This is a genomic window from Acinetobacter sp. AR_0276 (assembly GCF_003000705.1).
Taxonomy (GTDB): domain Bacteria; phylum Pseudomonadota; class Gammaproteobacteria; order Pseudomonadales; family Moraxellaceae; genus Acinetobacter; species Acinetobacter nosocomialis.
This window is the reverse complement of record NZ_PSQO01000004.1, coordinates 1,796,866-1,811,376: the sequence shown is the minus strand read 5'-3', so window position 1 is coordinate 1,811,376 and position 14,511 is coordinate 1,796,866. Positions and strand designations below refer to the sequence as shown.

Annotated in this window: 8 protein-coding genes, 2 tRNA genes, 2 rRNA genes and 1 pseudogene; 8 read left to right on the top strand and 5 right to left on the bottom strand. The window is 40.8% G+C overall.

The features are described from left to right. Positions 1-11: 11 nt before the first annotated feature. The 4 genes and pseudogenes from CSB87_RS09475 to CSB87_RS09460 form a co-directional block, all read right to left on the bottom strand. Positions 12-929, bottom strand: a complete 918-nt coding sequence (locus CSB87_RS09475; RefSeq protein WP_004884233.1) for a matrixin family metalloprotease — start codon at positions 927-929, stop codon at positions 12-14. 329 nt (positions 930-1,258) lie between these two features. Continuing rightward, the gene (dnaK, locus tag CSB87_RS09470) at positions 1,259-3,199 is read right to left on the bottom strand and encodes a molecular chaperone DnaK (protein ID WP_004884231.1); all 1,941 of its coding nucleotides are present in this window, start codon (positions 3,197-3,199) and stop codon (positions 1,259-1,261) included. A 152-nt stretch (positions 3,200-3,351) separates the two neighbouring features. Then, positions 3,352-3,906 carry a nucleotide exchange factor GrpE gene (grpE, locus tag CSB87_RS09465; protein WP_002051954.1) on the bottom strand — a complete coding sequence of 185 codons (555 nt, stop codon included), beginning with the start codon at positions 3,904-3,906 and terminating at the stop codon, positions 3,352-3,354. Positions 3,907-4,034: 128 nt separating this feature from the next. Continuing rightward, positions 4,035-4,962, bottom strand: a pseudogene (locus tag CSB87_RS09460) (LysR family transcriptional regulator). Positions 4,963-5,069: 107 nt separating this feature from the next. Between CSB87_RS09460 and CSB87_RS09455 the strand changes: the two are divergent. Together CSB87_RS09455 and CSB87_RS09450 are read left to right on the top strand one after the other, a co-directional pair. Then, complete coding sequence (locus CSB87_RS09455) at positions 5,070-5,936, top strand: MBL fold metallo-hydrolase (RefSeq protein WP_004711232.1); 867 nt, start codon at positions 5,070-5,072, stop codon at positions 5,934-5,936. A 390-nt stretch (positions 5,937-6,326) separates the two neighbouring features. Continuing rightward, a complete protein-coding gene (locus tag CSB87_RS09450) occupies positions 6,327-6,557 on the top strand; it encodes a hypothetical protein (protein ID WP_002051903.1) in 231 nt (76 codons plus the stop codon). Positions 6,558-6,727: 170 nt separating this feature from the next. Here CSB87_RS09450 and CSB87_RS09445 read toward each other — a convergent pair whose 3' ends face one another. Then, positions 6,728-7,054 carry a hypothetical protein gene (locus tag CSB87_RS09445; RefSeq protein ID WP_002051871.1) on the bottom strand — a complete coding sequence of 109 codons (327 nt, stop codon included), beginning with the start codon at positions 7,052-7,054 and terminating at the stop codon, positions 6,728-6,730. 210 nt (positions 7,055-7,264) lie between these two features. Here CSB87_RS09445 and CSB87_RS09440 point away from each other — a divergent pair, with 210 nt between their 5' ends. The 6 genes from CSB87_RS09440 to CSB87_RS09415 all read left to right on the top strand — a co-directional run bounded on the left by CSB87_RS09440 (position 7,265) and on the right by CSB87_RS09415 (position 14,466). Beyond that, complete coding sequence (locus CSB87_RS09440) at positions 7,265-8,335, top strand: alpha/beta hydrolase (RefSeq protein ID WP_023188037.1); 1,071 nt, start codon at positions 7,265-7,267, stop codon at positions 8,333-8,335. Positions 8,336-8,482: 147 nt separating this feature from the next. After that, positions 8,483-9,040 carry a peptidylprolyl isomerase gene (locus CSB87_RS09435; RefSeq protein WP_004711225.1) on the top strand — a complete coding sequence of 186 codons (558 nt, stop codon included), beginning with the start codon at positions 8,483-8,485 and terminating at the stop codon, positions 9,038-9,040. Between the two features lie 390 nt (positions 9,041-9,430). Beyond that, a 16S ribosomal RNA gene (locus CSB87_RS09430) occupies positions 9,431-10,968 on the top strand. Positions 10,969-11,027: 59 nt separating this feature from the next. Then, positions 11,028-11,104, top strand: a tRNA-Ile gene (locus tag CSB87_RS09425). 55 nt (positions 11,105-11,159) lie between these two features. After that, positions 11,160-11,235: transfer RNA gene (locus CSB87_RS09420), tRNA-Ala, on the top strand. A 340-nt stretch (positions 11,236-11,575) separates the two neighbouring features. Further along, a 23S ribosomal RNA gene (locus tag CSB87_RS09415) occupies positions 11,576-14,466 on the top strand. Together the 16S and 23S rRNA genes with 2 tRNA genes alongside form the textbook arrangement of a ribosomal RNA operon. Positions 14,467-14,511: the final 45 nt, after the last annotated feature.

The following is a 14,511-nucleotide window of genomic DNA, read 5'->3' as shown; positions in this document are numbered from 1 at the left end:
ATCAGTTAGTTTTAATGATTTTTGTCATTTGAACTATAAGTTGAACTCAGTAAATCTAAATCTGAATGTGTTAATTTGAAGTTATGAATATCTTGTTCCTTTAAACGAGGGTACATCAAAGATTTAGGGTCAGTAGTGTGTTTTAGTCCCAATGCATGTCCAAATTCATGGGCAAGTGTTAAACGCAAATCATCAAATGAATTAAAGCCATAAATCTGAATTTGATTTTGACTAAATAAGCCTTTATGAAAAGTCTCAGGACGATCAGTTGTGCTTAAATTAAATTCCTTGATAGCTTGATTAAGCATGTTTTGTTGTTGATTTATTTGCTTAATTTGCGCATTAAGAGTTTCTATTTTATTACTATGATGAGAAAATTTTGTTTTTAAATCTAATGATAATCTGGTTAGCTCAGCTTGACGTTTAATTAAATCAGCTTGATTAAATTTCCCAACATTTCCTTGGTTAAAGATAGTTACATCCTTTTGATATTGTTCAAATCTATTATTAAGCTGGACTTTGGCTTCATTCAAAAGAGTAGTTTCCTCCTCTATTTGTTGTTTAGATAAAAGAACAGCTTTATTTTTCTCCCGCCATTCTTCCTGCTGCTGTAATAACTTATTTATATTAATTTTTCTTTCATTTTGAGCAGTTTGATAATCATCAAATACTAAATTAATTGTAAGCTCTGCTTGTGAGTCATAAATAAAATAAGTTTTTCCAGTTTCTTTCTGCCAAATTTCAGCAGCTTCTTTGCCAATTTGAACAAATTGTTCCTTGGTAATATGAAAGCGTGGATCTATATAATCAATCTTGTATTTTAGAGGTTGATTAAAAGAAATAGTTGATAAATGGCTTTGAGCTAAAGCAACTGTGTGTAAGCTCATACTTAAGTAAAAGCTCATTCCCCACCATAGAAATTTTTTCATGGCAAAAATAAAAATACAAATAAATTCTTATTGTTAGTAAGTAATTCGGATCCGTCAAAGTGATAAAGGAGACCAAAGGAGGCGATCATTTTGTGATCTTGCTAAAGAAAGGGAAGGGATAAATCTATTTATTTGGCACTAATGGAAAATTTAATGGATTTAATAACAGTGATTTTAATTTTTTAAAATAATTATAAATAATAAAAAGTTAATTTTAATAATTGACTATTTTGACTGCAAAATAACCAAATTGATATAAAAACAATAATTGTTTCTTTTTGTAACTCATAAAAAACCGCGCTTTCGCGCGGTCTTTTTAAAGAGACAAATTATTTTTTGTCATCTTTTACTTCTGTAAATTCAGCATCTACAACGCCATCATCAGCTTTTTGTTGACCAGCATCACCGCCTTGGAATGCATTAGGATCAAAACCTTCAGCACCACCAGCTTGTTGTGCTTGTTCATAAGCACGTTGAGTGATCGGCATCAAAATGTTTTGTAAAGCTTCAGTTTTCGCTTTAATTGCGTCAACGTCATTTTCTTTAGTTGCTGCTTCAAGTTCAGAAACTGCTGTGCTTACCGCTGTTTTTTCATCTTCAGTCACTTTGTCACCAAGATCTTTAACAGCTTTGTTCGAGCTTGAAATTAATGCATCAGCTTCGTTACGAGCTTTTGCAAGTTCTTCAAACTTACGGTCTTCTTCAGCATTCGCTTCAGCATCTTTAATCATTGCTTCGATTTCAGCATCAGACAAACCTGAGTTTGCTTTAATCTGAATCGATTGCTCTTTACCAGTGCTCTTATCTTTCGCAGATACTTTCAAGATACCGTCAGCGTTGATGTCAAACGATACTTCAATTTGCGGCACACCACGTGGAGCAGGTGGGATATCGCCTAATTGGAAGTTACCCAACAATTTGTTTTGTTGAGCCATCTTACGTTCACCTTGGTAAACTGAAATATCTACAGCTGGTTGGTTATCAGCAGCAGTAGAGAACACTTGTGATTTCTTCGCAGGAATCGTAGTGTTTTTCTCAATGATTGGTGTTAATACACCGCCCATTGTTTCAATACCTAAAGTTAATGGTGTTACGTCAAGAAGTAATACGTCATTCTTGTCACCAGATAATACAGCACCTTGAATTGCAGCACCGATAGCAACTGCTTCGTCAGGGTTCACGTCTTTACGTGGCTCTTTACCGAAGAATTCTTGTACTTTTTGTTGTACAAGCGGCATACGAGACTGACCACCAACCAAGATTACGTCAGAGATGTCAGAAGTCGAAAGACCAGCATCTTTAAGTGCAATCTTACAAGGTTCAATCGTACGAGCAACTAAATCAGCAACTAAACCTTCAAGTTTTGCACGTGTTACGTTGATCACTAAGTGTTTAGGACCAGAAGCATCAGCAGTGATGTATGGAAGGTTGATTTCAGTTGCATTTGATGAAGAAAGCTCGATTTTTGCTTTTTCAGCAGCTTCTTTCAAACGTTGTAACGCAAGTGGATCATTTTTCAAGTTCACACTTTGTTCTTTCTTGAATTCTTCAACCAAGTATTCAATTAATGCGTTATCAAAGTCTTCACCACCAAGGAAAGTATCACCATTAGTTGATAACACTTCAATTTGTTGGTCGCCATCAAGATCCGCGATTTCAATGATAGATACGTCGAATGTACCACCACCTAAGTCGTAAACTGCAACTTTACGGTCGCCTTCTTTTTTATCCATACCGAACGCAAGTGCAGCAGCAGTTGGTTCGTTAATGATACGTTTAACATCTAAACCAGCGATTTTACCCGCATCTTTAGTTGCTTGACGTTGAGCATCGTTAAAGTAAGCAGGAACGGTAATTACCGCTTCAGTTACTGTTTCACCTAAGTAATCTTCTGCTGTTTTCTTCATCTTTTTCAAGATTTCTGCAGAGATTTGTTGAGGTGCTAATTTTTTATCGTTTACTTCAACCCAAGCATCACCATTATCTGCTTTAATGATTTTATATGGTACAAGACCGATGTCTTTTTGTACTGCTTGATCTTCATAACGACGACCAATTAAACGCTTGATCGCGAATAATGTATTTTTAGGGTTTGTTACTGCCTGACGCTTAGCACTTTGGCCAACTAAGATCTCGCCATCTTTATAAGCAATGATCGATGGAGTTGTACGTGCGCCTTCAGCGTTTTCGATTACTTTTACTTTATCGCCTTCAAGTACAGCAACACATGAGTTGGTAGTACCTAAGTCAATACCAATAATTTTCGCCATTTGGTGTGTTCCTCTAAAATTCTGTTGCAATGTTTTTGCTTGTTATTCGATATGAGAGTCAATCGGTTTTTTTCAAGCATTTTTATGAAAAAAAATCAAAAAACTCTCAAATTTTGTGCTTTTAGCGAAGCGATGCTTCGCTTTTGCTCATTTTATTGACCAACCATAACCATAGCAGGGCGCAACAAGCGACCATTTAAGGTATAGCCTTTTTGTAAAACGGTGCCGATTTCATTGGCTTTGGCATTTGGGTCAATGCCAACAGCTTGGTGTAAATCTGCATTGAAACCATTTTGAGTATCAGCTTCTACAACACCAAATTTCTCAAGAGTCGTTAACAGTGACTTTAAGGTTAACTTAACACCTTCAAGTACAGGTGTTTCTTCACCACCAGCTGCCTGAATTGCACGTTCTAAATTGTCGACAGAGTCCAACAATTCTTTGGCAAATTTTTCAAGTACAGTCTCTTTATGTTTCTCAGACTCACGTTGAATACGCTCTACGCTTTTTTGTGCTTCGTAAACTGCATTAGCAGTACGAGCTTTTTCAAGCTTAAGATTTTCTTCTAGTTTGGTGATTTGCGCTTGTAAAGATTCAACGGTAACGTCGTTTGCTTGCTCTACACTTTCAGCCTGAGTTTGCTCGTTAGATTGCTCAGCTTGCTCATTTTGAATGTCTTGAGCTTGCTCATTTTGCTCATTAGCCATTGATGATCTCCGTTTAAATGGGTTTTTAAACATGTACAGTCCTTTTTGGCATCAGTATTTACTGCGTAAAACCTGAACTGCCATGCATATGCTGTAATTCATTAATAGGGATGAAGTATGGGCATTGCCTAAAAATTCAAGCGTACACGGCAATTTAAAGCTTTAATTTTGCGGTTTTAAGTAAAAATCCAGCTTTTCAATCATAAAAGCTATAAATTCTTGAGTAATTCGAGGTAAATGCTGTCTAGAAGCATACACGACCGACAAACTTAACTCAGGGGCCGTAAAGTTTTTAAATAAAGGAGTTAGACGTTTTTCTTTTAAATCCTTCTCCACTAATAAAGTAGGTAACATTGCGACTCCCTGTGCGTGTAAGCACATATCGTAAAGCGCATTCACATCATTACTTTTAAAAGTGACATTTAAAGGATAGTTCTGAGGCTGTTGTTCATTATCAAAAAGTGTCCAGTATTGATGTTGGCTGTGATGAGCAATACATTCATGTTGAATAAGTTGACGAGGATGGAGCAGGGGACTGTGCTGTTTCAAATAATCAGGATGAGCACAGAACACAGACTCGATTTGACAAACGGGTCGTGCAATTAAACCATCGGCCACCTTTTGAGTGATACGTAACGCCAAGTCTACTTGTGCATCGATAAGATCCATGGTGTTTTCAGTTAAGTAAACATCAAAATCAATATGTGGATGTTGACGTTTAAACTGTCGAATACATTCTGCTACCCCCAGTTCAAACAAAAATAAACCGCACGTAAAACGAATTGTTCCATTATGCTGCTCAGGTGCAGCGAGTTCTTGTAAGAGTAACTGCTGTTGTAAAATATTTTCACAGTAGAGTAGAGCTTTCTCACCTGCTGGAGTAAGAGATATTTTTCGGGTATTTCTTTGGAAAAGTCGAGTTGAGAACGTATGCTCAAGGTGTTCAAGATAACGCGAAACCATGGCACGAGAATAATTAAGATGCTCGGCTGCTTTGGTCAAATTGCCATGTTGTGCAATAGAAACAAAGACCTGAATCGCTTTTAAAGTATCCATATGTCTAGCTATTATTACAATATATGCAACAGTTTATCTTAAATTAGTGCGTTTATCTTACATAAATTGCAATTTAAAGTGTTCTTCATGAAACAGGAGAATACCTAATGAAATTATTTAAATTAACCGCTTCCGCACTGGCTACTGCTACAGCATTAACCATGGCTCAGTCAGCTTTTGCTCAAGAATTGAAAATTCAGAGTTTTCTTGCTAAACCAGAACACTTCGGTGTGACTTCAACCTTAATAGAAGGGGATAAGGAAGTTTTATTGGTTAATGCACAATTTTCAAAATCTGAAGCTTTACGTATTGCTGCAAATATTCTTGATAGCGGTAAAACATTAAAAACTATTTTTGTAAGCTATGGTGACCCGGACTATTATTTCGGCTTAGACGTATTTAAACAGTATTTCCCGAATGTACAGATCATTGCTACGCCGGAAACAGTAAAGCATATTCAGGATACTCAAGCGCTTAAAGTTAAATATTGGGGGCCACAAATGGGTGCAAATGCACCTAGCCAAATTATTGTGCCTCAAGCTTACACTGCTAAAACTTTAAAACTTGAGAATGAATCAATCGAGATTAAAGGTAAAAAAGAGCTTACTTATTTATGGGTTCCTTCTGCAAAAGCAGTTGTGGGTGGTATTCCGGTATCTTCAGGCATTCATTTATGGATGGCCGATACCCCTAAAACCAAAGATCGTGTGGAAGTCATTCAATCTTTAGAAAGCATTAAAGCCCTTCAACCTAAAATTGTCGTACCTGCTCATATGGTAGAAGGCGCACCACAAGGCCTAGATGCTGTTAACTTTTCAATTAATTATTTAAATAGCTATGAAAAAGCAGCTAAAGCAACTAAAAATGCTACTGAGTTGAGCAAACTCATGCAAAAGCAATATCCAACACTTCAAAGCGTGGATAGCTTAGAGTTAGGGGCTAAGGTCGTAAAAGGTGAAATGCAGTGGCCATAATTTAACATTTAAGCCGTATTCACTTTTAAAAGAGCCGTGATCATTCGCGGCTTTTTTATGAAAAACCACTTTTAAGGGCCAAAAAGCTCTGTAACAGTCTATGTACCTTATATAGCGTTTCTATAAATGGAAAAATTTTAAATATAACGGCCAAGCAGAATGAAAAGAAAAAATTGATAAAATTAAACAATCGTTTATCTATGGTTTAATTTATAAATTAGGTTGGTCATATTAAAAAAATGAATTTAATAAAAAATTGCAGAATTTGTACTTCTATTACTACAAAAGACAACCAATGATACGCACGTCAGAAAAAAAAATTGTGAATTATAGGCAGCGCGAAGATGAACTTTGCATTTAAACGTTTGTCGTAATGAAAGGAAAGCAATCATGAAAAAATTAGGTCTTATCTCTGTAGTACTTGCTGGTGTTGCTCTTACAGCTGTTGGTTGTGCATCAGAAGCTGGTTTAAACGCTTCTGGTTCTGCTCAAACAAGTGCTAGCCCATCTGGCGTACATGCTGGTGCTGGTATCGATGCAGGTGTTTCTGGTCAAGCACAACCTGGTCAAGTAGACGCTGGTGCTTCTGGTTCAGTTTCAGGTTCTGCAACTGCTCAGTAATACACTGCTAAAAATAAGAGATATGAGTTTATAGAACATATATATTCATGATGCCGATACATATATGAAATGAGCTGCTACTCATTTTTCTATAAATTAGAGAGAATTTATATTCCTCAAAAAAGCCCCAGAAGACTTATCTCTTTGGGGCTTTTTATATCTTAGTGAGTTTAATCATCGTGACGATAATCTCGACGATCATGATCTCGATTTTCTACCCGTTTTTTATCCCAATCACGGTGCCTTTTTTCCCATTCACGACGATTTTTTTCTTGTTCACGAATGTCTTTACGTTGTTGTTCATATACTCGTTGACGCTCTTCCCAACGTTTTCGTTCCCAATCATTATATCGACGTTGATCATCACGATCATAGCGACGATCATGATCATGGTAACCATATCCGCCACCACGATAATAAGGATCATCTGGATAAGCAACACAGCCTACAGTTAAAAGACTGGTTGCTAACATAGTAACAACTAGTTTTGCTGACATAGCAGTCCCTCTTTTTGTCTGTTAACAATAATTGGCAAAAAAGTCCTGTTTTAATCGACAGATTTGTTAATGACATTTGCTATAAATCAGATTAGCGTAGATTGGTTTTTACCTTTGTATCTTGATTGCATGAGTTGTATGCGAATATAGTCAAACAACAAAGAATTCTGTAGAAAATATGAAGGATAAGAGGGATTCAAGGAGACAGGCATGACAGCATTTAATCAAAAAATTCAAACATTGCTAGATAAGGGACAAGGCCCTGCTGCTCGAGCACTTGATAGGTTACCCCGACTAGCCCAAGAGTCTCTCGCTAAAATTTTAGGATATTCTTATCAATACCCAGATCTCGATTCATTTACGAAATGCATGATGGCTGTGCAAATCAAACAGGGGAGAGTGGGTTTCATTGGCTCTGATCCGATTCAATCAAGAAGAATGTTTGATGCACAAATGCAGGCCATACGTCAAAAACCAACTTATATTGAATCAGTAGAAGATATTCGTCTTCCACTACAAAGCGGCACAATCTTTGCCAGACATTATCATCCGACTCCTAATAAGAAACTGCCATTAATCGTGTTTTATCACGGGGGTGGTTTTGTTGTAGGTGGTTTAGATACTCATGATGAAGTTTGTCGTTTATTAGCAAAATATGCAAAAGTACAGGTCCTCAGTATCGACTATCCTCTTGCTCCGGAAGTTTCACCACAACATTTAATTCAGTCATGTGAAGATGCATTAGCATGGGTTTATCAAAATCGCAGACAATTAAAAATATTAAAAAATAGAATTGCGGTTGCAGGGGACAGTGCAGGAGGAAATATTAGTACTGTTGTAGCGCAAAGATCAGTAAATAAAGCTTATGCACCACAAGCACAATTACTTATCTATCCAACAGTAGATTTTAAAAGCAGACATCCTTCTTTTTATGCCTATAACGAAGGATTGGTTTTAACAAATACCGATATTGATTACGTCACACAATATTATGCAACTCAGCATAATGTAGAACTTGATGATCCAATTATTTCACCCACCTATGGCAACCTAAAGAAAAATCCACCAGCTTTTGTGATTACAGCTGGACATGATGTCCTACATGATGAAGCGAAAATATATAGTCATAAATTAAGACAAAATGGCGTAAAAATGTATTACGAAGAGTTTCCGGAACAGACTCATGGTTTTATTAACCTGACTCCAATTTCTAGAAAAGCCAAACGTCATACTATCGAAATTAGTAAAAACTTCAGAAAATTTTGGGATAAAAATAGTTAAGTAAATTCAATAATCCATGTTTCACGTGGAACATGGATTAAATAAACAAATAGACTTAAAAATTCTTAATAAATAGTCACTAGAATTCTTCGCTGTAGATGATTAAATTTAATAATTATCTTTTTATAAAACTTATTGTAGGAAAATATGAAAAAGTTATTGATGTTGTTTTGTCTAGGTCTAAGTAGTCACTCAGTATGGGCTAATAGCTTAGTTGAGATGCAAACAAATTTAGGCAACATCGAAATAGAGTTGTATGACGATAAAGCACCGATTAGTGTGAATAACTTTAAAAGCTATATAAAGTCTGGTTTTTATAAAGAAACAATTTTTCATCGTGTGATTCCTGGTTTCATGGCACAAGGGGGTGGCATGACTGCAAATATGCAGGAAAAGACAACACGAGCACCTATTAAGAACGAAGCAGGAAATGGTATTGCAAATACACGTGGTACTTTAGCGATGGCTCGTACATCAGATCCAGATTCAGCTACTAGCCAATTTTTTATAAATGTCGCAGATAATAAATTTCTTAACCGTTCACCGGGAAATCCGGGATATGCCGTTTTTGGTAAAGTTGTAAAAGGAATGGATGTAGTAGACCGTATTGTTCAGGTTCCTACATCAAACTATGGCATGCATCAAAACGTACCAAAACAGCCTATAAAGATTGTAGATATAAAGATCAAAACAATGGGAAAATAAATTAAATATATGAATCAATAACTTAAATTATTTTTTAAATTTATTTGACTGAAAAAGAACCGGTCGAGCATGGATATTTATAAAAGTGCTTGCGTACCGGTTTTTTTTCCCTATAATGCACTCATCCCGACGCGATACACAAGAATATCTTAGCTTACAGGGTTAAGATAAAAGCTTAGTATTGTGTTGGATCTGTCTCTGACGAGGAGCAGAAAAATCATTAAGAGAATTGAAGAACAACTTGTGTGGATTTTTACTGATTGATTAATCGAAATAATTTTCATTGATTGATTGGTTTAAATTACTCGAAGTTTATTTGAGCGAAATTTAAGTCAGTAATTGATGAGCCAGAATTGGCACCTTGTCTATAAATAAGGTGCAAAATGATTTTAACTGAAGAGTTTGATCATGGCTCAGATTGAACGCTGGCGGCAGGCTTAACACATGCAAGTCGAGCGGGGGAAGGTAGCTTGCTACCGGACCTAGCGGCGGACGGGTGAGTAATGCTTAGGAATCTGCCTATTAGTGGGGGACAACATCTCGAAAGGGATGCTAATACCGCATACGTCCTACGGGAGAAAGCAGGGGATCTTCGGACCTTGCGCTAATAGATGAGCCTAAGTCGGATTAGCTAGTTGGTGGGGTAAAGGCCTACCAAGGCGACGATCTGTAGCGGGTCTGAGAGGATGATCCGCCACACTGGGACTGAGACACGGCCCAGACTCCTACGGGAGGCAGCAGTGGGGAATATTGGACAATGGGCGCAAGCCTGATCCAGCCATGCCGCGTGTGTGAAGAAGGCCTTATGGTTGTAAAGCACTTTAAGCGAGGAGGAGGCTACTTTAGATAATACCTAGAGATAGTGGACGTTACTCGCAGAATAAGCACCGGCTAACTCTGTGCCAGCAGCCGCGGTAATACAGAGGGTGCAAGCGTTAATCGGATTTACTGGGCGTAAAGCGCGCGTAGGCGGCTAATTAAGTCAAATGTGAAATCCCCGAGCTTAACTTGGGAATTGCATTCGATACTGGTTAGCTAGAGTGTGGGAGAGGATGGTAGAATTCCAGGTGTAGCGGTGAAATGCGTAGAGATCTGGAGGAATACCGATGGCGAAGGCAGCCATCTGGCCTAACACTGACGCTGAGGTGCGAAAGCATGGGGAGCAAACAGGATTAGATACCCTGGTAGTCCATGCCGTAAACGATGTCTACTAGCCGTTGGGGCCTTTGAGGCTTTAGTGGCGCAGCTAACGCGATAAGTAGACCGCCTGGGGAGTACGGTCGCAAGACTAAAACTCAAATGAATTGACGGGGGCCCGCACAAGCGGTGGAGCATGTGGTTTAATTCGATGCAACGCGAAGAACCTTACCTGGCCTTGACATAGTAAGAACTTTCCAGAGATGGATTGGTGCCTTCGGGAACTTACATACAGGTGCTGCATGGCTGTCGTCAGCTCGTGTCGTGAGATGTTGGGTTAAGTCCCGCAACGAGCGCAACCCTTTTCCTTATTTGCCAGCGAGTAATGTCGGGAACTTTAAGGATACTGCCAGTGACAAACTGGAGGAAGGCGGGGACGACGTCAAGTCATCATGGCCCTTACGGCCAGGGCTACACACGTGCTACAATGGTCGGTACAAAGGGTTGCTACACAGCGATGTGATGCTAATCTCAAAAAGCCGATCGTAGTCCGGATTGGAGTCTGCAACTCGACTCCATGAAGTCGGAATCGCTAGTAATCGCGGATCAGAATGCCGCGGTGAATACGTTCCCGGGCCTTGTACACACCGCCCGTCACACCATGGGAGTTTGTTGCACCAGAAGTAGCTAGCCTAACTGCAAAGAGGGCGGTTACCACGGTGTGGCCGATGACTGGGGTGAAGTCGTAACAAGGTAGCCGTAGGGGAACCTGCGGCTGGATCACCTCCTTAACGAAAGATTGACGATTGGTAAGAATCCACAACAAGTTGTTCTTCATAGATGTATCTGAGGGTCTGTAGCTCAGTTGGTTAGAGCACACGCTTGATAAGCGTGGGGTCACAAGTTCAAGTCTTGTCAGACCCACCATGACTTTGACTGGTTAAAGTTATAGATAAAAGATACATGACTGATGATGTAAGCTGGGGACTTAGCTTAGTTGGTAGAGCGCCTGCTTTGCACGCAGGAGGTCAGGAGTTCGACTCTCCTAGTCTCCACCAGAACTTAAGATAAGTTCGGATTACAGAAATTAGTAAATAGAGATTTCGGTCTTGGTTTATTAACTTCTGTGATTTAAGTATCACGGTATTAAGCATGACCTGACGAAGGCATGTTTATTCATTAACAGATTGGCAAAATTGAGTCTGAAATAAATTGTTCACTCAAGAGTTTAGATTAAGCAATTAATCTGAATGAATTGAGAACTAGCAAATTAACTGAATCAAGCGTTTTGGTATATGAATTTAGATTGAAGCTGTACAGTGTTTAAATACACAGTGCTCTAAACTGAAATGTTGAAGTTACTAACTTGTAGGTAACGTCGACTGTTTGGGGTTGTATAGTCAAGTAATTAAGTGCATGTGGTGGATGCCTTGGCAGTCAGAGGCGATGAAAGACGTGATAGCCTGCGAAAAGCTCCGGGGAGGCGGCAAATATCCTTTGATCCGGAGATGTCTGAATGGGGGAACCCACCTACTTTAAGGTAGGTATTGCAACATGAATACATAGTGTTGCAAGGCGAACGAGGGGAAGTGAAACATCTCAGTACCCTTAGGAAAAGAAATCAATTGAGATTCCCTCAGTAGCGGCGAGCGAACGGGGATCAGCCCATTAAGTTATGTGTGTTTTAGTGGAACGCTCTGGGAAGTGCGAACGTAGAGGGTGATATTCCCGTACACGAAAGGGCACACATAATGATGACGAGTAGGGCGAGGCACGTGAAACCTTGTCTGAATATGGGGGGACCATCCTCCAAGGCTAAATACTCCTGACTGACCGATAGTGAACCAGTACCGTGAGGGAAAGGCGAAAAGAACCCCTGTGAGGGGAGTGAAATAGATCCTGAAACCGCATGCATACAAGCAGTGGGAGCACCTTCGTGGTGTGACTGCGTACCTTTTGTATAATGGGTCAGCGACTTATATTCAGTAGCGAGGTTAACCGTATAGGGGAGCCGTAGAGAAATCGAGTCTTAATAGGGCGTTTAGTTGCTGGGTATAGACCCGAAACCAGGCGATCTATCCATGAGCAGGTTGAAGGTTGGGTAACACTAACTGGAGGACCGAACCCACTGTCGTTGAAAAGCCAGGGGATGACTTGTGGATAGGGGTGAAAGGCTAATCAAGCCTGGTGATAGCTGGTTCTCCCCGAAAGCTATTTAGGTAGCGCCTCGGACGAATACCATAGGGGGTAGAGCACTGTTTCGGCTAGGGGGTCATCCCGACTTACCAAACCGATGCAAACTCCGAATACCTATGAGTACTATCCGGGAGACAGACTGCGGGTGCTAACGTCCGTAGTCAAGAGGAAAACAATCCAGACCGCCAGCTAAGGCCCCAAAATCATAGTTAAGTGGGAAACGATGTGGGAAGGCATAGACAGCTAGGAGGTTGGCTTAGAAGCAGCCACCCTTTAAAGAAAGCGTAATAGCTCACTAGTCGAGTCGGCCTGCGCGGAAGATGTAACGGGGCTAAAACTATGTGCCGAAGCTGCGGATTTGACATTAGTCAAGTGGTAGGGGAGCGTTCTGTAAGCCGATGAAGGTGTATTGAGAAGTATGCTGGAGGTATCAGAAGTGCGAATGCTGACGTGAGTAACGACAAAACGGGTGAAAAACCCGTTCGCCGAAAGACCAAGGGTTCCAGTCCAACGTTAATCGGGGCTGGGTGAGTCGACCCCTAAGGCGAGGCCGAAAGGCGTAGTCGATGGGAAATTGGTTAATATTCCAATACTTCTGTGTAATGCGATGAGAGGACGGAGAAGGTTAAGTCAGCCTGGCGTTGGTTGTCCAGGTGGAAGGATGTAGGTATGTATCTTAGGCAAATCCGGGGTACTCTATACTGAGATCCGATAGCAAGCTGTACTTGTACAGCGAAGTGGCTGATACCATGCTTCCAGGAAAAGTCTCTAAGCTTCAGTTACACAGGAATCGTACCCGAAACCGACACAGGTGGTCAGGTCGAGTAGACCAAGGCGCTTGAGAGAACTCTGCTGAAGGAACTAGGCAAAATGGTACCGTAACTTCGGGAGAAGGTACGCTGTTGTTGGTGATGGAACTTGCTTCCTGAGCTGATGACAGCCGCAGAAACCAGGCCGCTGCAACTGTTTATTAAAAACATAGCACTCTGCAAACACGAAAGTGGACGTATAGGGTGTGATGCCTGCCCGGTGCTGGAAGGTTAATTGATGGGGTTAGCGTAAGCGAAGCTCTTGATCGAAGCCCCAGTAAACGGCGGCCGTAACTATAACGGTCCTAAGGTAGCGAAATTCCTTGTCGGGTAAGTTCCGACCTGCACGAATGGCATAATGATGGCGGCGCTGTCTCCAGCAGAGGCTCAGTGAAATCGAAATCGCTGTGAAGATGCAGTGTACCCGCGGCTAGACGGAAAGACCCCGTGAACCTTTACTGCAGCTTGACACTGAACTTTGACCTTACTTGTGTAGGATAGGTGGGAGGCTTTGAAGTTGGAACGCTAGTTCCAATGGAGCCGTCCTTGAAATACCACCCTGGTAATGTTGAGGTTCTAACTCTGTCCCGTTATCCGGGACGAGGACCGTGTCTGGTGGGTAGTTTGACTGGGGCGGTCTCCTCCTAAAGAGTAACGGAGGAGTACGAAGGTGCGCTCAGCGTGGTCGGAAATCACGCGTAGAGTATAAAGGCAAAAGCGCGCTTAACTGCGAGACCCACAAGTCGAGCAGGTACGAAAGTAGGTCTTAGTGATCCGGTGGTTCTGTATGGAAGGGCCATCGCTCAACGGATAAAAGGTACTCTGGGGATAACAGGCTGATACCGCCCAAGAGTTCATATCGACGGCGGTGTTTGGCACCTCGATGTCGGCTCATCTCATCCTGGGGCTGAAGCAGGTCCCAAGGGTATGGCTGTTCGCCATTTAAAGAGGTACGCGAGCTGGGTTTAGAACGTCGTGAGACAGTTCGGTCCCTATCTACCGTGGGCGCTGGAAATTTGAGAGGATCTGCTCCTAGTACGAGAGGACCAGAGTGGACGAACCTCTGGTGTACCGGTTGTGACGCCAGTCGCATCGCCGGGTAGCTATGTTCGGAAGGGATAACCGCTGAAAGCATCTAAGCGGGAAGCCTACCTCAAGATAAGATTTCCCTAGGAATTTATTCCTCTAAAGAGCCGTTCGAGACTAGGACGTTGATAGGTTGGATGTGGAAGCATAGTGATATGTGAAGCTGACCAATACTAATTGCTCGTGAGGCTTGACTATACAACACCCAAGCAGTTGTATACAAAGCATCAATCGATTCATAAA